Source organism: Nonomuraea sp. NPDC049695 (assembly GCF_040674955.1).
In the GTDB taxonomy this organism is placed as follows: Bacteria; Actinomycetota; Actinomycetes; order Streptosporangiales; family Streptosporangiaceae; genus Nonomuraea; species Nonomuraea helvata.
The window spans coordinates 43069-64073 of the sequence record NZ_JBFANV010000049.1 but is presented as its reverse complement, the minus strand read 5'-3'; the positions used below and the strand labels follow the sequence as shown (position 1 = coordinate 64073).

The 21005-nt window shown below is 71.0% G+C and carries 14 protein-coding genes; 10 read left to right on the top strand and 4 right to left on the bottom strand.

Annotation, left to right across the window (positions count from 1 at the left end):
- Positions 1 to 19: 19 nt before the first annotated feature.
- Together AB0J64_RS34130 and AB0J64_RS34125 are read left to right on the top strand one after the other, a co-directional pair.
- Positions 20 to 1141: an MFS transporter gene (locus AB0J64_RS34130; RefSeq protein ID WP_364036264.1), complete on the top strand. Its 1122-nt coding sequence runs from the start codon at positions 20 to 22 to the stop codon at positions 1139 to 1141.
- Positions 1142 to 1287: 146 nt separating this feature from the next.
- On the top strand, positions 1288 to 6165 hold the full coding sequence (locus tag AB0J64_RS34125; RefSeq protein WP_364036262.1) for a DUF4132 domain-containing protein: 4878 nt from the start codon (positions 1288 to 1290) through the stop codon (positions 6163 to 6165).
- Positions 6166 to 6338: 173 nt separating this feature from the next.
- Here AB0J64_RS34125 and AB0J64_RS34120 read toward each other — a convergent pair whose 3' ends face one another.
- Positions 6339 to 6947: a TetR/AcrR family transcriptional regulator gene (locus AB0J64_RS34120; RefSeq protein ID WP_364036259.1), complete on the bottom strand. Its 609-nt coding sequence runs from the start codon at positions 6945 to 6947 to the stop codon at positions 6339 to 6341.
- Between the two features lie 32 nt (positions 6948 to 6979).
- Here AB0J64_RS34120 and AB0J64_RS34115 point away from each other — a divergent pair, with 32 nt between their 5' ends.
- Positions 6980 to 8296: a M14 family zinc carboxypeptidase gene (locus AB0J64_RS34115; protein ID WP_364036256.1), complete on the top strand. Its 1317-nt coding sequence runs from the start codon at positions 6980 to 6982 to the stop codon at positions 8294 to 8296.
- Positions 8297 to 8453: 157 nt separating this feature from the next.
- On the top strand, positions 8454 to 9071 hold the full coding sequence (locus AB0J64_RS34110) for a maleylpyruvate isomerase family mycothiol-dependent enzyme (protein WP_364036253.1): 618 nt from the start codon (positions 8454 to 8456) through the stop codon (positions 9069 to 9071).
- A gap of 299 nt (positions 9072 to 9370) precedes the next feature.
- On the opposite strand, the gene AB0J64_RS34105 is transcribed toward AB0J64_RS34110, so the two are convergent.
- Entirely contained in the window at positions 9371 to 10588 is a 1218-nt protein-coding gene (locus AB0J64_RS34105) for a hypothetical protein (RefSeq protein WP_364036250.1), read from the bottom strand.
- A gap of 518 nt (positions 10589 to 11106) precedes the next feature.
- On the opposite strand from AB0J64_RS34105, the gene AB0J64_RS34100 reads away from it, so the two are divergent.
- The 6 genes from AB0J64_RS34100 (at position 11107) to AB0J64_RS34075 (ending at position 18761) form a co-directional block, all read left to right on the top strand.
- Positions 11107 to 12624, top strand: coding sequence for a hypothetical protein (locus AB0J64_RS34100; protein WP_364036248.1), 1518 nt, complete (start codon positions 11107 to 11109; stop codon positions 12622 to 12624).
- Between the two features lie 2 nt (positions 12625 to 12626).
- Entirely contained in the window at positions 12627 to 12950 is a 324-nt protein-coding gene (locus tag AB0J64_RS34095; RefSeq protein WP_364036245.1) for a hypothetical protein, read from the top strand.
- Entirely contained in the window at positions 12947 to 13921 is a 975-nt protein-coding gene (locus tag AB0J64_RS34090; RefSeq protein WP_364036242.1) for a polyprenyl synthetase family protein, read from the top strand. The genes AB0J64_RS34095 and AB0J64_RS34090 overlap by 4 nt, the downstream gene beginning before the upstream one ends.
- Positions 13922 to 14028: 107 nt before the next feature.
- Positions 14029 to 14505: a hypothetical protein gene (locus tag AB0J64_RS34085; RefSeq protein ID WP_364036239.1), complete on the top strand. Its 477-nt coding sequence runs from the start codon at positions 14029 to 14031 to the stop codon at positions 14503 to 14505.
- A 1-nt stretch (position 14506) separates the two neighbouring features.
- Complete coding sequence (locus AB0J64_RS34080) at positions 14507 to 16672, top strand: geranylgeranyl reductase family protein (protein WP_364036236.1); 2166 nt, start codon at positions 14507 to 14509, stop codon at positions 16670 to 16672.
- Between the two features lie 727 nt (positions 16673 to 17399).
- Positions 17400 to 18761: a hypothetical protein gene (locus AB0J64_RS34075; RefSeq protein ID WP_364036233.1), complete on the top strand. Its 1362-nt coding sequence runs from the start codon at positions 17400 to 17402 to the stop codon at positions 18759 to 18761.
- A 106-nt stretch (positions 18762 to 18867) separates the two neighbouring features.
- Here the strand turns inward: AB0J64_RS34075 and AB0J64_RS34070 are convergent, their stop codons facing one another.
- Positions 18868 to 19110: a hypothetical protein gene (locus AB0J64_RS34070; protein WP_364036230.1), complete on the bottom strand. Its 243-nt coding sequence runs from the start codon at positions 19108 to 19110 to the stop codon at positions 18868 to 18870.
- A gap of 410 nt (positions 19111 to 19520) precedes the next feature.
- Entirely contained in the window at positions 19521 to 20711 is a 1191-nt protein-coding gene (locus AB0J64_RS34065) for a hypothetical protein (protein ID WP_364036227.1), read from the bottom strand.
- Positions 20712 to 21005 lie beyond the last annotated feature (294 nt).

Below are 21005 nucleotides of genomic sequence, written 5' to 3'. Positions count from 1 at the left end.
TTGGATCGCGGTGTCCGCCGTGGCCTTCGGCACATTTCTCCTGGTCACGGCGGAGCAGCTCCCGATTGGACTGCTCTCCCCCGTCGGATCGGCACTGTCGGTGTCGGAGGGCGCAGCGGGGTTGATGGTCACGGTCCCCAGCATCGTCGCTGCCGTCGCGGCGCCGGCGGTCCCACTGCTCGTCGGCAGGATGGACCGCAGGCTCTTGCTCGTCGCCCTGATGGGACTCATGACGCTCGCCAACCTGGCATCCGCCCTGGCTCCTGCCTACCCGCTCCTGATCGCTGCCCGCGTGCTGGTCGGGGTGGCCATCGGCGGGTTCTGGGCCATCGCCGGAGCCCTGGCCATCCGGCTCGTCCCAGCCGCACACGTGCCGCGGGCCACTGCGATCATCTTCGGCGGCGTCGGGGCCGCGAACGTCTTCGGCGTTCCCATCGGCACGATGATCGGCGGGCTGGCGAACTGGCGGATCGCGTTCGGCGCGCTGAGCGCCCTCGCGCTTGCCGTGCTGGTCGCCTTGCTGGCCGTGCTGCCACCGTTGACGGCGGCTCAGCCCGTCGGCCTGCGGCGACTGGCCGGCCAGTTCCGCAACCAGGGCGTCCGGGTCGGCATCCTGGCGACCTTCCTGATCGTGACCGGCCACTTCTCGGCCTACACGTTCATCAGCCCTGTGCTGCGGGATCTGTCCGGCATCGACGAGCGACTTGTCGGGCCACTGCTGTTCGGATTCGGCGTGGCGGGCATCGTGGGAAACTTCATCGCGGGTGCCGCCGTGGCCAAGAGGCTCCATCGCACCGTCCTGTCCATCGCCGCCGCCTTGGGGGTGACCGTGCTGCTCTACCCCGTGGCAGGACTCACCGGCGCGGGCGGGGTGACGCTGCTCGTGGTCTGGGGCCTGGTGTACGGCGGGGTCTCCACGAGCCTCCAGACGTGGATGATCAAGGCCGCGCCACAGGCGGTCGAGGAAGCCTCCGCTCTGTGGGTGGCGGTGTTCAACCTCTCGATCGGTCTCGGCGCGCTGGCCGGCGGCGCAGTCGTCGACGCCCTGCCGCTCCAGGGCATCCTGTGGCTCGCCGGTGGTCTCGTCCTGGCTGCCGGGCCGGCCGTGTGGAGTGCACGCCGAAACGAGAGCCTGCGATGACCTCAGGTGATCTCTGATCGCCCCGCAGGTCGGAGACTCCTCACCTCGTTAATGGCTGTCCGCCGGTAAGGTCGATATTTCCCACGCCCTACCGGCTGCCCCGTCCCTGCGGGTAAATCATCCGATTCCCGCAGAATGTCGTAGAGATGATCAAGAATGGCGCCATGGGATGGATCGGGATCGCGACGGGCCACGAGCTCACCGTCGAGGGGACGCGGCGGCCGGTGCTCGCCTGCCGGACGGCCGCGGGCCACGTGCTGGCCAAGGTGCCCGCCAACGTCAGGAAGGATCCGAGCGCGGTACGGCTCGCCGCCCTCTGCGACCGGCTCGGCGAGCACGCGCGGGCGGTGCACGACGAGGTCGAGTCCTGGATGGTGCGGTCGCTGCCCGTCCCGGCCGCGGTGTTCGCGGCCGTATGGGACGACCCGGTGTGGCGCGAGACGCTCACCGACCTGGTCATCGCACCGATCGTCGACGGCGCGCCCGACCTCGGCCGCTGCGCGCTCCTGCGCGAGGGCGCGTGGACGGGCGCGGACGCCTTCGCGATCCCGCACCCGCTGCTGCTCGGCGACGAGCTGCCCATCTGGCGGGGACGGAACCTCGCGCAGGTCGTTGAGCAGGTACGCCGCGAGGTGTGGACGCGTCCCGTCAGCATGGACCGTACGTTCGGCGTGGTCGACACCTTCGGATACGTGGACGCCCGCTACGAGAGCGGCGCCGCGTTCGAGCGCCGCGTGCACGAGCTGGGCGGGCGCATCAAGGGGGACGAGGCGCGGTTCACCGTGCACACGCCCGAGCCGCTCGGCATCGAGATCGACCTGCACTGGAGCGGGCCGATGAGCCCGGCCTACATGGCGGGGCTGAGCTTCACCGCGGGCGGCCGGGAGATCGGCGACATCGCCTGGTCCGAGGGCGTCCGCATTCTCATGGCTCTGTACGCGGACCGCACCGTGGACGAGACGGAGCCGGTGATGGAAGCAGCGGAGGCGTACTCCCACTACTGCGACGCCCACCAAGGCGAGCCCGGCACCGTGGCGCCCTCCGGCATCACCGCCCCGACGCGCGACCTGCTGCTGCGCGCCGGGGCGGTGCTGCCGGGCACGCCCGCCGGCTCCGACGAGGACACGTGCGTCGCCGTCCGCTACGAGCACTCCGTCCTGGACGAGCCGGTCGTCGAACTCGTCCGGCGCGCAGCCGTCGACGGCGACAAGGCCGAGAAGTCGCTGTACGACCTGGACCCGGTGGCGGAGACCGGCGTCGGCACCGTGCACGCGGGCCCGCTCGGCTTCCTCGCGTCCGCCCTGCACCGGTACCCGGCGCACCGCGCCCGCATCCTGGCCGCGCACACCGACCTGCGGGCCGCCCGCGGCCTGGCCGCCCGCAAGCCCGGCCTCGCGCGCACCGCGCTCACCCGTACCGGCGACGACCTGGAGACGCACGCGCCCGAGCTGCTGCCGCCGTTCTACGAGGAGTGCGCGCGGATCCTGGCCGCCGCGGGCAGCGCCCGCTTCGCCGCCGCCTTCTTCGAGAAGGCCCGCGCCGCCGAGGGCGCGCACGCGCTGCCGGTCGACGAGGCCGCGCTCGTCGTGGCGCACCTCGCCGCGGGACCGGACGCCGCCGGAACGGCCACGCTCAAGAAGCACGGCAAGCGGCTCGCCGCCCGCCATCCCGCCACCGGCGCGTACCGCTGGCACCGCAGCCTGCTCACCGAGTGGTGCGAGGAGGTCCCGGACGGCGCGGACGGCGCGCTGGCCCTGGCCGACGGCTGGGCGGCGCTGGCGAAGGCCGCCGGGCACGCGCTCGGCGGGCCCGAGGACGAACGCGCCGTGCGGGCCCTGCTGGAGAGCGGCTGCATGGAGTCGGCGCCGCAGTCCCTCTGGACGTTCGTCCTTCCGTTGCTCGGCCCGATGGCACGGGCGGACGCGGGCATCGGCCGCGCCCTCCTCGGCATCCTGCCGCTGCCCGCCAAGGACACCCCCAAGGCGGAGAGCGCGGCAGTGTCGCTCCTCCTCGGCAACCTCGCGGGCGCGGGCCTGACCGCGCCGTTCACCACGTCCCCCGGGCTGACAGGGATGGCGGCGAAGGACTGGCTCGGCCGCTTCCTGAAGCTGTACGCGGGGCTCGCGCTCCCCGTCGCCGGTCTCGGCGACCTCCTGCACGACGCCGGTACGCGGCTGCGCGCGGAGGGCCTCACCTGCGACGGCCATGAGGCGGTACTGGGAGCGGACGAGGACGAGGTCAACCGCTGGGAGGAGACCGCCGCCGACCTCCCGCTCCTCGATCTCCTCCTGGACCGCGGCGTCCCGCTCGCACGGCCCCGGCTGCTGCACACGTTCAAGCTGTACGACCGGCTCGCCTCCGATGTGGGCACCGACCTCGCCGCCGTCGCCGCCGACCCGGACTGGGCCCCGCTGCTGCGCGACGCGATCGTGGGCAACGTGACCAACCTGCTCAACGTCACCGAGCCTGCCGTCCCGAAGCAGACCGCCCCCGAGACCGTACGGGCCCTGACCGCGACACCGGGAACGGCGCAGATCGTCGCCGCCATCCTGGCCGAGCATGCCGAGCGGGTCCCGAATCAAGGGCTTCCGGACGCGCACGCCGCCCTGTGCGACGCCGAACGGTTCACCATCGCCGGAGTCCCCGGCCCTCTCCTGGACAGCGTCCGGACGATCGCGACCGGGACGGACCCGGTCCGCGCCCTCGCCGCCACGCTGAGCGGCGGCGTCCTCGACGAACTGGAGTTGCCCGCCTTCGTCCCCGGCCACGTCAACACCATCATCGACTACCTGGAAGAGAGTGGCACCGACCTGCTCCTGATCGAGTCCGGCCGGCTCTGGGAGCACAAGTTCCGCGCCTCCGTCGTCACACCGGATGGAGTCGGCCCGTCCCACGGCTTCGGCACGTACGAGGACATCTCCCACCGGTCCCACGAACGGACCGAGGCGCGCGACCTCTACGACCGCTGCCTGATCGCCGTGAACGGCCGGGTGACCGTACTGGACCACGGTGGCCCGCACTGCCCGCACGGCAGCGCGCACCCCGCCGCCCGCCGCGTCGTACCGGCCGACGGCGAACGGGTCGTCTTCCCCGGTGGCGCCGAGGCCACCGTGTGGCGCGGCCAGGGGCGGATCATCGAGCTGCGGGACCCGGCCGGGCGGACCATCGGCCGCTACGTCCGCGGCTGGGGCAGGGTGCCCGAGCACCACGGCGCCGAGAACGTCCTCACGGTCGAGCACCACCGCTACGCGTCCGGGACCCGCCTGGTCGCGCCTCCCGGCCGGTGGTCGGCGATGCGGCCGCGCGACCCCGAAGGATCCAGGGCGCTGCGCGCCGTCGACGAGAAGAAGGCGCAGGCCCTGATCGACGTCGCGGACGCCGCGCTCGCCGCCGACCTCATGCGGCTGCTGGACCCCGACAGCGGATACCCGGAGAGGGGCGCCGCCCGCGACGAGCTGGCGGGACGGCTCCGCCCGCTCCTGCCGGAGATCACCGATGAGTCGCTCTGGAAGGGCGTCACGTTCCTGGTGTGGACGGCCGTCGAATGCAGCGAGCGCGCGTTCGCCCTGCTGGAACGCCTGGCGCTGACCCCGCCGCCGCACCTGCGCCCGGCGCCCGCCTCCGCGGCATCCGCCGTCCCGTCCGAGACCTCCCACGAGCCGGACGATCCGGGGCCTGAGTCCGCGTACGAGAGGATCGTCCACTTCGCCCGTGCCGCCGTCGATGTGCCGTACGACAAGGAGATCGCGATATTCGACTCCTCCGCCGTCAGGGGGGTCGAGAACACGCTGGGCCGCCTCGGCGCCGCCGTCCTGGAGGCCGCGTGGGGCGACGGCGGCGGGCGCGCGGACCTTCTGGAGCTGGCCGCCGTCCCCGAACTCCTCCGTACCGACGGCTCCTGGCACGTCGCCCGGCTGCGCCCGGAGTACGACCTCGGGCAGATCCTCTCGGGCCGCGGCCCCATCGCGGCCGTCGCCGTCGCCGACCACGAGCGGGTGGGGCACGGGTACGCGGTCACGGCGCTCCTCCACACGCCGGACGGCCCCGACCCGCTCCTGTTCACCCGCAACCGCGTCGTCGAGCTGCTGACCTGCCGCGGCTGGGGCGACCCGGACCGGCTCCGGCGGGCGCTCGACCTGATCGCCGAGAACGGCCCGCCGCCCGTGGACCGGGAGGCGACCGTAGGGGCGTTCGCCGAGGCCACCGGCCTGTCACCGGCCCAGTGCCTGATCCTGCTGTCCACCTCGGCCCGCACGCTCTCCTGGCCGGACGGCTGGGCGCGGGGCCGCGTCGCCGCCTTCCGCAAGGATGACGCCGCCCGCGCCCGCGAACTCGACCTGACCGAGATCGAACTGCGCATCGCCGCGCTCTCCCTGGAGGCGCTCACCACCACCGACGAGGCCGTCGAAGTCGTCGAGCTGCTCATGCCCGACGACCCCGCCGACCTCTGGCGTACGGGCCCCGACCTGGACCGGGCGGTCGCGTACTGGACGGAACGCCACCCGAGGCTCACCCCGCTCACCACCGAGCAGTGGGTCACCCTCGCGTCCGGCGCCGAGGACGCCCTGGAGGCGCTGATCGCCCTGCTCGGCGAGCGTCCGTCCATACCGCCGCTGGGTCACATCGCCCGCGCTGCGAGGCTCCTGGCCGACCGCCTGCCCAAGGACCACCCCGCCCGTACGACCGCCGCCGCCCGCCTGCGTGACCTGCGCGAACACGTCACCGGCCCGGACACGACCCTGCCCATCGCCGCCGGGGTCACCTCGGTCACCGCCCTGGAACGAGCCGCCGGAGCGACCGCGGCCCACCTCCCGGAGAGCAGGCTCGCCATCGGCGAAGCCCTCACCCTGGAGCCCGCCGGAGACGGCTACCGCGTCCACCTGCGCCCGTCCCGCTGGTCCGACCTGGACGCGCTGGCCCCGGCCCTCCGCCGCGGCGGCGCTGCCAATGCCGCCCTGGTCATGGAGGACCTGCGCTTCCTCCGTTCGTCCGAGCCGCTGGAGGCCGCGGCCCGGCTGGAGTGACGTTCCGGGAGGCATGCGGGTGATGGCAGGCGATCCAGCGGTCCGGGGCCGGCAACCGCATCCGGGGTTCCTCGTCCGCGCAGCGGGCGTCGGCGCGAGGACAGAGTGCAAGCCGCTGGTGTGATCGGCGGTACGGCTACGTCGGACCGCTGCCTCTGCTTCGGGCAGGGACGTCAGGGCGGTCCGAGCACGTCCGGGGTGATCAGGGCGCGGGCGGTGGCGGCGAAATAGTCGCCGGTGGCGGCGTCGGCGAGGCCGAGGATGACACCTTGGCTGAGGCCGACCAGGAGCGCACGCAGCGCCGTGGCCAGGCGTTGCGCCTGCCGCGGCGTGACGGCGGTCCCATGGTGGACCCTGCCGGACAGCAGCGCGGTTAGGCGTTCTTCGTGTGCCCGGACGGATGCGGCGAGCCTGGGCGCCAGTTCGGGGTCGCGCAGGGCCAGGTCCTGCAGGCTGATCTCGAACGACAGATGGCGCAGCGCGTCGGGGTCGTCGCACAGGCGGCGGTAGTGGCGGGCGAAGACCTCCACCGCCTCGATGAGGCCCATGCCGGCGGGGACGGCTTGCTCGATGCCGTCGTAGTGCGGAGCGAGGTAATCGGTGACCAGGGCGACGAGCAGTCCGTTCTTGCTGCCGAACAGCGAGTAGACGGCGCCGGTGGTCAGCTCGGCCTGCTCGGCGATCTCCTCCAGCTTGGCCCGGTGGCCGTCGCGGGCGACGATCAGGCGCGCGGCGTCCAGCAGGGCCCGCCGGTTGTGCTCCTTGGCCTCAGCCCTTGTCATTCTCATAATTCTATTATTACCGTAATCCCGTTATGAACGTTGCTGAGTACATGAGCCACGTCCCCGGCTGTGCCGTGTTCCCGTCCGTCGACGCGCTCCAGGCCGAGCTGCGGCAGCTGGCAGCCGCCCATCCCAACCGGGTACGGCCCCGCCGTATCGGCGCCTCCCGGCTGGGCGAGCCGCTGCACGCTCTCACGGTCGGCGACGGCCCGGCGGACGCGGTGGTCATCGCCGGCCCGCATCCCAACGAGCCCGTCGGGGCCTTGACCGCCCTCACCTTGATCAGACTGCTCTGCGAGGACTCGAAACTCCAGGCGGAGCTCGGCTTTCGCTGGCACGTCGTGGCGTGTGCGGACCCGGACGGCGCCCGGCTGAACGAGGGCTGGTACGGCAGACCCGGGGACCGCCGCGCGTACGCCGAGCACTTCTACCGCCCCGACCTGGCCGACCAGGTCGAATGGACCTTCCCCCTGACCACGGGGGACTACTGCTTCGACCGCCCGCTGCCGGAAACACAGGCGCTGATGCGCCTCATGGACGAGGTACGCCCGTCGCTGGTCTGCTCGCTGCACAACGGTGAGTACCAGGGCGCGTTTTTCTACCTCGACCGCCACGATGCAATGCTGGCGCAGCGGCTGGCCGCCCTGCCTGGCCTGGAGACCCTCCCCCTGCACCATGGCGAGCCCGAATTGCCCGGCGCCGAACCGATCATCCCCGCCGTCTACCTGACCCCGCCCGGGTCGCAGGTGGGCAAGGTCTTTGGCGCGGGCGGCAGCAGCGCCGACTACGCGGCCGCTTTCGGCGCGCTTCACCTGGTCACCGAGGTGCCCACCTGGGCCGACGAACGGGTGGCCGACCAGAGCCCAACCGGCCGCACCTACGGGCAGCTCCTCGCCGAGGGCGCAGCGGCCAGGCGTGAGCTGATCGACACGATCCAGGCGGGCATGCGGGCTGTCGCCGGCGACCTGAGCGTGCGCTCGCCGTTCCGCCGCTCGACCGAGAACACGCTGGAGACCTTCCGCCGACTCGGCGAACTGGAAGAGACAGTGCCCGATCTCGACCGCCCGGCCACGGTCGCCGAGGAGTTCGGCAACCGCCAGATGCTGCACCTGATGCGGCTGCGCCTACTCGGGACATTCCTGCGCATGCTCGACGCGGAGATCGCAGCCGGCAACTTGACGCCGGCCATCCGCGAGCAGCGACGCCTGCTCGCCGAGCGCTTTGAGACGTGGTACGGCCAGGCCGAAGCGGACCCTCCCGGCCTGCCGATCGAGTTGCGCAAGCTGGTCGCCGTCCAGTTGGGTGCCGCTCTGACCGTCGCCCTCCACCTGGCAGAACGGACGGCGTGATGATGAATGTGCTCGGCATGTCCACGGGCGGCTCAGCTCGCCGCCGACCACGCCGAACTGATCGCCCGCCTGGTCCTGGCCACCGCTGATCGCAGCGAGCCAACCCTGTCACGCAACGGCCAGCAGGTGCACTGAACTCCCAAGAAAGAGCAGAACCATGGACATCACCACCGCAATCGCGACTGAGCGCCGGGAACTGGCGGCGATGCTGGACAGCCTGACACCCGCCCAGTGGGACGCACCGACCTTGTGCGCCGGATGGCGCGTACGAGAGGTCACGGCTCACATGTCGATGGGATTCCGCTACCCGCTGCCCAGGATGGTGCTCGAACTCATCAAGGCGCGAGGTGACGTCAACCGGATGGCAGACCGGCGGGCCCGCCAGGACGCGGCCACCCTGTCCACGGCCGAGCTGGTCAGCGCGATCCGCGACAACGCGGACCATCCCTGGAAACCACCGGTCGGCGGCATCGCGGCCGCCCTGGGCCACGACGTGATCCACAGCCTGGACATCACCGTCGCACTCGGCATCGACCGGCGCGTCCCGGAAGACCGCGTGCGCCTCCTCCTGGAGCACGTCACTCCCCGAACCCTCAAATTCTTCGGAGCCGATCTCGACGGCGTCGAACTGCGCGCCGACGACCTCGACTGGTCCTTCGGCACCGGCACACCCCTGACCGGCACCGCCCAGGACCTCCTGCTGGTCGCCTACGGCCGCAAGCTCCCCCCGGGACACCTCCACGGCACGGCACGGGATCGATACAGCGCCGTGTGAACCGCTATGTCCCGACTCAGCGGATCGGATGTCGACATCACCTCAGCTGAACCGGGCGGCAGTCAGCCGCCCTGCGCCGCCTGCTCTCGTCAGGACCACCCACACACCCGTGATCTCCCTCGACACGCCGCATCGGTATGGCGAATGATCGTCTGGATACCTGTCGAATGAAGAGCGGGGGGCTGAATCGGTCGACTCCGCCTCCATCGGCGGATCCCCTCAGGAACCCGGCCCTGACCTGCATCGATGGGCCGTCGATCCAATCGGATCCGAACCACGGTTCCGCCCCTCCTTTCCGGTCAGCCGCCGGGCTTGGTGAACTCCAGGCCGTCGAACCGGAACACCGTGACGCGGCCGGGGTGGTCGCCGACCGCCAGAAGCCGGCCATCGGCGGAGAACTCAACCGTGCGGTAATAGAGTGATGGCTCGCCGGGTACGACGAAGCGCGGCTCCAGCGGCTGTCCGGTCGCGGCGTCATAAACGACGACCGGGCCTTGGATGCGGGCGCCGGCGAGCCGGGTGCCGTTGGGTGACAGCGCGACGTCAGCCAACCTGTCTTCGATCGTCCAGCACAAGGCACCGGATTCCACTGAGACGCCGCAGCATCCCCACGTCTCACCGCTCGCGACAAGAAGCTGCTCTGTCCGGTCGAACATCAGCTTGCCGAGCCCATGGGCATTATCGGCTCTCGTCGGTAAGGGGTGCGGGGCACCGAGCACTCGCCGGCCGGTGTCGACATCCCAGATCTCGAGGCCGTACTCCGTATCGCGGTTGTCCGGGTGGTGGATGAGGCCGACGAGCCGGCCCGACGGAGACAGGGCGGCGGCGCCGGTCCGCGAGGGCTCGCCCGCCGGAAGATCGAGGCACGAATGGCCATCCGGGTCCAGCACGCGCAACGTGTGATCGTCGGCCACCAGCATCCGGCCGGCGACGGCGTCCCGGCCCAAGCGGGTGCGGGGCAGGCGCTGAACGTGACCGGTGGTGAGTGCCACCGTGTGGCTCGTGTCTCCCCCGCTGCTCGTGTTCCGGACGGTGAACGTCAGGTGCGATCCGTCCGGTTCGAACGCCATGTCATGGACCGCTGAGTTCCGCGACGCATCGGCGTACACCACCCGGCGGGCGCCGGTCCGTAAGTCGACGGTCTGTACCTCGGAGCCGAGCTGCGGCCTGACCCGGTCAGGAATGCCGCGGGCGACCGCGAGGGTGCCGCCGTCCGGGTGCAGGGCGAACGCGACGATCCCGTTGGTCGCCGGCGTCGCGCACTGGACGACGACGTCGCCCGGCTCGGTCGCGGCGACGTCACGCAGCACGGCGTACCCGTCACGCATCTTCTCGGTGACGATCTTCTCTAAGGCCTCGCGTGCCGCGCGCCCGCTGCCGAACGACTTCATGCGCTCCTGAGGCTTCGCGGCGCCGGTCCACCAGCTGCGGTGCAGCTCGACCCCGTCGGCCCGGAGCTCCAGATATTTGGGCTTCGAGGTGCCGGGATGGGTCAGGAGAATCCGCTCACGATTCATACGGGGCAGCGTAGAGATCTCCACCGTCAGAAATCATCAGCGTGTACGGGCGAGGCCAGCCACGCCACCACCAGGAAGCCATCGAGAACCGACCTGGGAAGGGACACGATCGGGCATGGCCGACCGCATCTACCTTCCCTGGACCGTGCGGGATTCACCCGGCTCCTGCACGAGGCCGCCGTCGGCGACACCATCCGTATCGCCGACGCAGCCCGTCTGTTCCGTTCCGTCGCCGACATCCTCGCCCTGCGTCCCGTGCTCATCCGGCGCGGCCTGCAGACCGATCTACGCCGTCGACGCCAATCCGCTGATCAGCAACTACCTCGGCCCCCGGCCCGTTTCTGCCGTATTCCGGCGGCACCTCTTACTGGCACCCCGAGTAGCCGCGGCCGGCCTGGCATGGGGCGGCACGCATACGGCCGTAGGTGGAGGCGGGGCCCGCCGTACCGCGAAAGTTGACGTCAAAGGTCCAACTTGCGGGAGATTTCGAAGATCAGCGTTTTTCGTATTTTTTCGGCATGGCCCACACACCGAGGTCGTTCAGTGAAGCCCGCGGCAGCTCCGGCGCCGCTCTCCAGCAGATCATCGGTCGCGGCGACCGCAACATCGTCGGCGGTGGCTTCGGGCGCAGGTCAACGGCGGGGGTGCGGCTCACCACCCCGGCCTGTGTCGTTTACGTCGTCCGTAAGCTCCCCGCTGAAGAGCTGCCCCCCGAGCGCCTGCTGCCCAGAACCATGGAGGTGAACGGGGTCACCGTCGAGGTGGACGTGGTGGAGACAGGCCCGTTCCACGCGCTGTCGTACACCCAGCGGATCCGCCCGGCCCCGGCCGGCGTGAGCATCAGCCTGGCCACCCAGAACGCGGCGGGCACGTTCGGCTGCCTCGTCCGCGACAAGGCCAACGGCAACAAGTTGTCCATCCTGTCCAACAACCATGTGATAGCCGACCTGAACCGGGCGAAGATCGGCGACTCCATCGTCCAGCCCGGCCTCCTCGAGAACGTCCCCACCGGTGGCGCCATCGCCACCCTGGCCAGGTTCGTCCCGATGAACTTCTCCGGTGGGGCGAACCACGTCGACGCCGCCATCGCCCACGTCATCAACGGCAACGACGTGGTGAACAAGGTCATGGGCGATCCGAACGTGATCAAGGTCCCCACGAGGACGCAGCCGGCACTGGGCCTGCTGTTCGCGGGGAGCGGCGTCCGTACGATCATGAACCCCATCAAGTCCGTCCTGGACCGGCTCAACGTCGAGCTCCTCGATCCCGCCGGCTACACCGAGATCGCTGAGCGCGAGGAGCCCTACAAGATCTCGGTGGCCAAGTCCGGCCGAACGACCGAGGTGACCAGGCGCACCCTGATGGAGATCGACGTCAGCGTGAACGTCAATTACGAAGAAGGCGGGAAGGTCGCTCGTTTCGTCGGCCAGATCACCGCGAACGTCATGGGCTGTCCAGGAGACTCGGGCTCGATCATCTGCCGGGTCCCCGTGGGAGCCACCTACGGTTCCGTGCCATGCACGGAGGCCGGTTCGTGCGCGTTCCTCGCCACCGCCGAACGCCTGACCGGCATCCCCTTCAGCCAGGAGGGCGACCTGGTACGGACCGCCAGGGACAAGTACCTCGCCAAGACCAAGCTGGGCCGCTGGCTGATCGACATGGTGTACGTCAACCAGGTGGAGCTGTTCCGGCGCGGCGAGGACACGCAGGTGCAGCCGGGCGACCGGGCCCTGGCGCAGGCCCTCTACACGCGGTATCTCGGAGAGGTGAAGTTGGCCGTGGCCGACCCCACCAGGGAGGACCTGAAGCTCACCAGCGCCCATCTGGCCGACGTGCAGGCGGCGCTGGCGAGCCTGAAGCACTACCTCACTCAGGACGAGGCGAACGCCGCCGACGTGCTCTACGGCATCGTCCAGGGCCAGGTGGGCAAGAAGCCCAGCGATCTGATCGCGATGCTGGACGATCCAGGCATCTACCAGCTCGTCATCACGCTCTTCGGCGAGGTGGGCTACCTGGCGGACCCGTACCGCGGCTGACCATGAAGCGGAGAACGATGCTCGTCGCCGTGGCGATCGCGGTCTCGGCGGGATGCGCGACCAGTGGAGGTCCCGTGTACGACAAGGGTGTGGACCTGGCGACGGCCCGGCGCGTGCTGGCCGAGCGAGGCAACCTGATCGACCGCGAGTACCCGCGTTCGGTCGGGCACGGGGTCGGCGTGGTCGTCGCCGATCCGGAACGCGTCGGTGCGCGGGCCTACGGGATCGTCGTGTACCTGGCCGACGACAGTGACATGCCTAGGGGGCCGCGCTTCGTGGACGGGGTGCCCATCTCGTTCACCGTGACCGGCGAGTTCCGCGGGTGAACGGGGCCTGGCTGATGTACGAGCCGTGCCTGGCGCGGCTCGCGCGGCTCGACGCGTACCTGGACGAGTTGCTGACGTGCGCGGACGCCAAGCTGTCCGAAGTGGCCCGCCACCTGCTGGCGCACGGCGGCAAACGATTGCGCCCGACCCTGCTGTTCCTCGCGGCCGACCTCGACGGCGGGACCGCCGACGAGGAGGCGCTGCTGCGCGCGGGGGCGGCCGTCGAGTTGCTGCACGTCGCGACGCTCTACCACGACGACGTGATGGACCGCGCCGAGACCCGCAGGGGCGCGCCCACGGCCAACGCCCGGTGGGGGCAGGCGGTCGCGGTCACCGCGGGCACATTCATCTTCGCCCGAGCCATCGGCCTGCTCGGTGGGCTCGACGCACGGGTGGCGCGGTGGGCGGGCGAGGGCGTGCTCGCACTCGCCCTCGGCCAGCTCCAGGAGACCGAGAACGCCTACAACCCCGACCACCAGCTTGCCCGCTATCTGGAGGTGGCCGCGAAGAAGACGGCGGCCCTGTTCGAGCTGCCGTGCCGGGCCGGGGCCGCGCTGGGCGGCGCGAGCGAGGAGGTCTGCGAGGCCGCCGGCCTGTACGGCAGGGCGCTCGGCCTCGCCTTCCAGGCCGTGGACGACGTGCTCGACCTGACCGCCGAGGCCCGCGGCCTCGGCAAACGTCCCGGCACCGACCTGCGGGAAGGCGTGTACGGGATGCCGACGCTCGTGGCGCTGTCGCACTCGCCCCATCGCGAACGGCTCCGCGCCCTGCTCACGCTCGACGACCCCGCCGACGCGGACCTGGCGGAGGCCCGCGACCTCATCCTCGGCTCTGGGGCCGCCGAGCACGCGACCGCCATAGCCGAGGACTACTCCAGACAGGCGGTGTCGGCCGCGCTGTGCCTGCCCGACGGCCCGGCCAGGCGGACGATGATCCAGCTCGCCGCCTACGTGGTGCTCCGAGCTCACTGAGAACCCGAGCCCTGAGAAACCGAGCCCTGAGAAACCGAGCCCTGAGAAACCGAGCCCTGAGAAACCGAGCCCGCCAAGGCCCCCATCAAGAGAGTAAGGAGACGGCGATGCCTCAGGAACCACGTAACCGCAGGGGGTTCATCCGCGCGGCGGGCCTCCTGGCCGGCGGCACGGCCCTGGCCGCGGCCGGCACCGTCGGCCCGGCCGAAGCGAGCACAGCGGCGCTGAGTGCCGAGCGCTTACGCACGGTCCAGGCTCTGGAGGAGACGGTGGCCGCGCTCTTCCCCGCGTTCGCGGAGTCCGGGAGTCCCTCGGCGCGCTACGCCGCCGCGTCCCCCGCTGAACGCGCCCGGCTGGACCAGGCGATCGACGCGGTGGGCCACGAGCTCGCGACCCTGGACGGTCCGGCCAGGATCGCCTGCCTCAACACCCTCCTGAACGGGCCCGCCGCCTCAGATGTCGAAACCGTCCTCGCCCTCACCTCGAAAGAGACGGAACGCGGCCGACTGCTGGCCAGAGCCCTGCGTGCGGCCGGCAGCGCCCGTGCGGCGACCCCGGCGATGACCTCCCCGTTCGTTGTCTGATATGGCAGCGGACACCGAGGTGATCGTGGTCGGCGCCGGTCCCGCCGGCGCCACCGCGGCCTACCATCTGGCCCGGCGCGGCAGGCGGGTGGTGCTGCTCGACCGGACCGCGTTCCCGCGTGACAAGAGCTGCGGCGACGCGGTGACCAAGGCCGGGGTGGAGCTGCTGACCGAGATGGGCGCCCTTGAGCTGCTCCCGGACGCCTGGCGGGTCCGCGGACTCCGCGTGACGATGCGCGGCCACGCTCCCCGCGAGTTCCGCGACGCCGAGGCCCCAGAGCACGAGCCGGAATGGGGCGGGCTCGTGCTGCCCAGGGCGCGGCTGGACGCGGTCCTGGTGCGGCTCGCCATGTCCGCAGGGGCGTCGCTCCGGCAGCGGGTGCGAGCCGGCAGGCTGATCAAGGAGGCGGGGGCGTTCCGCGGGGTCGCCGTGTCGGGCGGTGAGGTACTGCGCGCGCCCGTGGTGGTCGCGGCCGACGGGGCCGCGTCGGCGCTGTCCCGGCAGGCCGGGCTCACCGCCACCCCGCCAGGACGGCTCGGGTACGCCCTGCGCGCCTACGTCGAGGACGTGGAGGGGCTCGACGACCTGCTGGAGTTCACCGCGCCGCTCACGGACACCGGCTCGCGGCGCTGGCTGCCCTCCTACGGCTGGGCGTTCCCCATCGGTCCGACGTCCGCCAACGTCGGCATCGGCCTCATCGAGCGGACCGACGACGCGCGGACCGACCACCTCTTCACCGCCTTCATGGAGCACCTGCGCGCCACCGACCCCCGGTTTCGCCGGATGCGGCAGGCCGGCCCATGGCGCGGCGCTCCCATGCGGTTCGACTTCTCCCCGCAGCGGTGCTGGGCCCCCGGGCTGGTCGTGGTGGGCGACGCGGCGGGGATGATCAGCCCGTTCACCGGCGAGGGGATCAGCTTCGCACTGGAGTCGGGCAAAGTGGCGGCCGAGGTCATCGACGAGCAGCTCGCCGCGGGCCGGCCGCACGAGCTGTCCCGATACGCCCGCCGCCTCGGCAGCCGTTTCCAGGGGTATTTCGAGACCGGGCGGCACACCGCCGAGCGCCACCGCCTGGTGTGGCACGTCCTCGACGACACGTTCGACAGCGAACGCCCCATCTTCGCCCTCGTCCGCCGGGCGGCGCTGGCGCCCGAGGGGATGGTGGGGTTCGGGTCGCCGGGCGTGCTCACCGACGCCCGCCCCCTGCTGGACCCGGAGCTCTGCCTGGCCTCGGAGCTGGTCGAGGTGGGTGAGATGCTGGCGGCGACCGTGCGCTCGGACTGGCCGTTCCTGACCAGACTGCCGGTGCTGTCGTCGGGCGCGTTCCAGGTGTCGATCAGGCCCGCCCTGATGGTGCTGCTGGCCGCCCGCTTCGGCGACCGGGCCCATCCCGGCCTGACCTCGCTCGCGGCCGCACTGGAGCTGGCCGGGCTGGCCGCTGTGGCCCAGTCCAGCATCCCCCACCGCTCCGTCACAGACGCGAGCGCCCCGGATCGCACCCTCACCTGTCCGGAGGCCGACGCGCGGCCGAACTGGGGGACGATGTTCGGGGTGCTCGCCGCCGACGTCATGCTTGCCCGTGCCTTGCGGCTGTGCCTGGACGGCGAGCTGGTCCCCGAACTGGCGCGCATGGTGGAGACGGCGTGCGTGGGCCGGATGCGGGAATTGCGCGCAGCGGGTGGCTGCTCGCCGGAGGAGCGGCTGGAGAGCGCGGCGCATTCAGGTGCGGGCGCGTTGTTCGCCACCGCCTGCGAGCTGGGCGCCCGTACGTCGGGCGCGCCCGATGCCGTCACCGCCGAGCTGCGCGAGATCGGCCGGGGGCTCGGCCTGTGCTTGCAACTGGCCGACGACGCCGCCCGGCTGCTCGGCGGGATCGATCGGCTCGGCAGGGACGCCCGGGCGGACCTGGAGGAGGAGGTCCCGAGCTTCCCCCTGCTGCTGGCCATGCGCGAGGACCCCGGGTTGCGCGACGGCTGCCTGGACGCGGAGAGCCTCGTACGGCGCTGCGCACGTACCAGCATGGCGGCCGATGTCGCGGCCCGCATCAGGCGGCTGACGGACGAGGCGGCGGCCCGCCTCGCGGTGCTCCCCGACTGCCCCGCCAGGCGATCGCTGGCCCATCTCCTCCTGTCCCAGGAACCGGCCGTCGTCGCGAGGCGACCCTGAGGACCATAGGAGCCGGGGCCGGCCCCTGCTCGACGCCCCCGGCTGCTGCCGCGGCCCTCGAAACTGCAGCGCCACGGCCCACCTTGCCCCAGCAGGCCCAGCGGTTGTGCCAGGACGCGCAGGTGCGTCGGCGTCCAGCGCTGTGGCCTGCGGCCATCGCCTACGGTGGCATTCACCACCCAGGCCACTGAACGGGACCGGCACCACAAATCTGTTCACGTCGTGGACTCCACCGGGGACGGCCTGTCCCAGATCCGCCCACCGTTCGCGGTGTTCTCCGGGATGACCGTCCTGATCCCGCGTCGGCGCAGGTAGGCGCGGTTGCACCGTCAGCCGGAACCGGCGCCGACGGCGTATCCGGCGTCGCCCGTCCCCGCCGCCATGCCCGCCTTCGCCGGGGTCGCCGCCGCAGGCGTTCTGCCCCTTTGGTGTAGCCCCTTTCCCCGTTCTGCGGCCTCTTGCAGCACTGCGCTCAGCTCGCCGTCCAAGACCATCCCAGCGGTATGGGCCTACGAGACCGCCGCCCGCGCCGCCGAGATCCTCGCGCTGAACCCCTGATGCCCCGAACCCTGGAAGAACCACGATCGTGGGGTGCCGTTGAGAACTGTGCGATGAGCCGCCAAACACCCCTCGGCCGATAGACGTCAGACCGTCCAGTGATTTGCCGATACCGATCACGGCTGATCTGTTGGGGAACTCGCATATGGGAGATCGCGTCAAAGGCTGCATGAGATCCTTCCGCGTGTTCCTGGCGGCTGCCCTCATCGTCCTGAGCGCCGGATGCGGCGGCGACGTGGCGGCCTCTGCGGCGCTGCTTCTGCCGGAGCAGCCAGGAGATCTCCATCTGGAGCAGATCGTCACATCGGACACCGAGCAGGATCCGATCACGGCGTACGCGGAAGGTGACGCACTCGGCGACAGGACGCTGGCCGTCCTGGTAACAGAGTCGGAGGACTGGGAGCAGCCGTACAACTGGGAGCAGCCGTACGCTGGAAAGCCGATCAAGCTGGACAAGCACGAGGCGACCATGGGCGGTGCGGGACAGCACCGCTGGATCAGCTGGCCGGTTAAGACGAGTCAGGACTTCGAGTCGTTCGCGGTGCTGGGCCACGGGTTGTCGGATGCCGAGCTGATCAGGGCGGCCAACGGAGTGGCAGCGGATCTGCGGCGGCCCCGGATCGACGCCGCGCATCTGCCGCAGGGACTGGACCTCGTCAAGACCGGTTCGCTGCCGATCGGCAACTGGCAGGCGGAACTCGGCGGAACGGAGCAGGTCTGGACCAACCGACAGGCGCGCGCCAGAGTCTCCGTCAGCCAATTGCCCGGCGATGCCGGCATGGCGGTTCTCGCCGGTGCCACGGTCATGGGAGAGCCTCGGGAGATCCGCGGCACCACCGGCCTGGCGGGTGGCGACCTGCTGTCCAGCGGATCGCTCAGCCTGGACTGGGTGCACCAGGACCGGGCCCTCATGACGCCCAAAATCCGGCTCTGGCGGGAGAACGGCGTGATCGTCAAGGTGTCCGCGCTGGGGCTGGACGACCACGTGGTGGACGCGTTCGTACGAGGTCTGCGCCCGGCCGGCCCTGAAGCCGTCGAGCGGGCGCGTGGCCAGATCCTGGAGTACCCTCCCGATCTTCTGTTCCCGCCCGTCGACGATGAGAACCGTCCGTTGCGTGTCGTCACGCACGGCAGGAACGTCGAACGGGCCTGGGCCATGAGCGCCGGACTGCGGGACGGAACCTTCACGTCCGCGCTCCGCGTGCTCTCCCGCCGGGACGAGATCGTGGATGGCGGCGGCGGGACCTTCGGCTGGAAGCCGCAGTACGGCCGGGTGCCGATGACGATCATGCATGATGTTGGAGCGCTCGACTTGCCCAGCGACAACATCCTCATCGGCTTCGCGGGGACCGGAGTACGTAAGGTGCGCATCAGCTACTCGGACGGCACCTCGGCAGAGCTTCCGCTCGGCCCGGCGGACGGTCCAGGCGGCGTCCGCTGGTTCTCTACCGAGGTGAAGTCCCGCTCGTTCAAGCTCTCCGCCGAGATGAAGAACGGCAAGGTCACCGACACCGTACGGCGCATCCCCTGAACGGCCTGACCACAGGTACCGGTCAGGGAGTGCCTCTCCGGTATTCGCGGCGGAACATCGTCGCGGTCAAATGGGCGTAGACCTGTTCAGCCTGGCACCGCCGCCGTCAGGGTCCCGCCACGGCGGCCGCCGTCGCCAAGGTCCTGGCCGCGATCTGCACCCGGCGGCCTCGTAAGGACCTGCCGCTGGACGATGAGCGCGTGCGCATCCGCGGCAAGGGCAGCAGCGTGCGCACCGGCAGGGCTACTGTGCCGCCGCCGATGTCGAGATCGACATCCACCAGCTGCGTCATGCCCACGCCACCGAGCTCATCGAGGCCGCCCGCCGACGCCGCGACCAAGCGATCCACTGACGACAAACCGCGCAGGGCCATCGCACCCTCTTGCGCCATCCCTGCAAGTCAGAGATGGATGATCCCGATTGCTACCGGAGCTCCGTTCGGCGGCATAGGGCCCATGAGCGGCAGCTCGGGTGCGTGGCCGAGCCCCAGACCAGCGATGGCGAGATGGCGCGGACCACAACCGTGCCATGGAAGACCGTCACCGACACCATGGGCCGGCGCGCCTGGACGGCGGGGCAGCTCCGGAAGGCCATCGCGCCTCTGACCGACAATTCAGCCAGGAGTTCAAGGACGAAGCCGCCCGCATGGTGCTGACCGGTCCACGGCCGGTGCCGCATGTGGTGCCAAGGAACTCGGCATTTCATCTACGCGGGGCACTCTCGTCCCCCAGCCCGGAAATCGGAAGCCCCTCCAGGGTTCTATGACGAGGAACGGAGTTCGGCAGCCACCGCCCGCTCCCGCAACTGCGCCGCCTCCGCCCGTACCGCCTCCAGCTCCGCCCGCATGTCCTCGAGCCGTATCCGCTCCAGCCTCAACTCCCCCAGCAACCGATCCTGCTCCTTCGCCGCGGCGTCAGCGCGCGACTTCTCCCGGGACACCTGCTTCCGCTCCCGGGACAGCGCTGCCGAGTCCTCGGCCGCTTTCCCCTCCAGCCGTTCCACCTCGGCCGTCGCCCGAGCGGCGTCCTTGAGCGCCACCGCTCGATCCCGCTCTGCCTCGGCCGCCGCGCGCTCGGACATGACGGCCCGCTCCACCGCCCGGTCCCGCTCCTGCGCCGCCGCCTCGGCGCGGGCCTGCGCGCCGACCGCCTCCCGCTGGGCCTGCTCGCGCGCCCGCACGGCCGCCGCCGTCTCGTCCCGGGCTCGATCACGTTCCTCCCGCGCCTGATCGGCGTCCTGTTGAGTCTGTACGGCCTGCGCCCGAGCCTCGGCGGCACGCCGCTCCGCCAACTCCGCCCGTTCGGCCAGCTCCTGAACGGCCTGATCCCTGGCCCGCTCCGCCAGCTCCACCTGGTGGAGCGCCTCCTCGGCCCGATGCTCTGCCGCCTCCGCGCGCCGCTGCGCCTCCTCGGCCGTCTGCAACGCCTGCCGTTCGGTGCTCGCCGCCTCCCGCAACGCCGCCAGCGCCTGCTCCCTCGCCCGCTCGGCATCCTCCAGCGCGGTCTCCCGCTCGCTTTCCGCCTCTTCCAGACGCGCCCGCATCTCGGCCGTCTGCCTGCGGGCGTGCTCGGCGGCCTCTCGCGCCAGCCGTACCTGCTCGAATGCCTGCTCCCGCTCGGTGCGCGCGATGGCGACCCGCGTGTGCGCCTCGGCCTGCACCGCGCTCAGCTTCGCCTCGACCCCCGCCGGGCTCAGCTCCTCGGCCAGCGCTCGCGCCAGCGGCTCGATGGCAGCCGCCAGCCCGCTCTCCATCCGGTCGTACAACTGCTCGGCCCTGGCCAGGGCCCCCTCGAGCCCCGGCGTGGCCCGCCGCAGCTCCCGCTCTCGTTTGGCAGCTGCCTGACAGTCCTTCTCGGGACAGTACGCCTTGGGGCGCCCTCTCCCCCGCCGCTGCTCGATCGGCGCTCCGCAGTGCTTACAAGGCGTCACCACGCTGCTCTCAACAGTCACTGCGACAGCTTACCATTTTTGATTTTCTAGAAAATAGAAATCTAAAATTAGGATCCGCTGCAGCAAGGCCGGTTCGCCGTAACTTGCGAGAAGGCAACATTCCCGCAAGTTATGGTGAAGCGCGAAGAATCTCGGAGCGCCACTGCTGGTGCGGATTGCCCCGTTACTTTGGGGCTGGTGGTGTGAAGCGCAGCGTTGTTGACAGCGGAAACTGGGACCAGCCACGTAAATTTCATGGGCGTTCGCCACACCCTTTCAGTGGATTGGTCAGCTGATTGCAGCACTTAAGGCGGG

Bases quoted from the DNA above. Each gene is read 5' to 3' on its own strand.
- AB0J64_RS34125 (WP_364036262.1), top strand. From the start codon at position 1,288: ATGATCAAGAATGGCGCCATGGGATGGATCGGGATCGCGACGGGCCAC.
- AB0J64_RS34120 (WP_364036259.1), bottom strand. From the start codon at position 6,947: ATGACAAGGGCTGAGGCCAAGGAGCACAACCGGCGGGCCCTGCTGGAC.
- AB0J64_RS34115 (WP_364036256.1), top strand. From the start codon at position 6,980: ATGAACGTTGCTGAGTACATGAGCCACGTCCCCGGCTGTGCCGTGTTC.
- AB0J64_RS34110 (WP_364036253.1), top strand. From the start codon at position 8,454: ATGGACATCACCACCGCAATCGCGACTGAGCGCCGGGAACTGGCGGCG.
- AB0J64_RS34105 (WP_364036250.1), bottom strand. From the start codon at position 10,588: ATGAATCGTGAGCGGATTCTCCTGACCCATCCCGGCACCTCGAAGCCC.
- AB0J64_RS34100 (WP_364036248.1), top strand. From the start codon at position 11,107: ATGGCCCACACACCGAGGTCGTTCAGTGAAGCCCGCGGCAGCTCCGGC.
- AB0J64_RS34095 (WP_364036245.1), top strand. From the start codon at position 12,627: ATGAAGCGGAGAACGATGCTCGTCGCCGTGGCGATCGCGGTCTCGGCG.
- AB0J64_RS34085 (WP_364036239.1), top strand. From the start codon at position 14,029: ATGCCTCAGGAACCACGTAACCGCAGGGGGTTCATCCGCGCGGCGGGC.
- AB0J64_RS34080 (WP_364036236.1), top strand. From the start codon at position 14,507: ATGGCAGCGGACACCGAGGTGATCGTGGTCGGCGCCGGTCCCGCCGGC.
- AB0J64_RS34075 (WP_364036233.1), top strand. From the start codon at position 17,400: ATGAGATCCTTCCGCGTGTTCCTGGCGGCTGCCCTCATCGTCCTGAGC.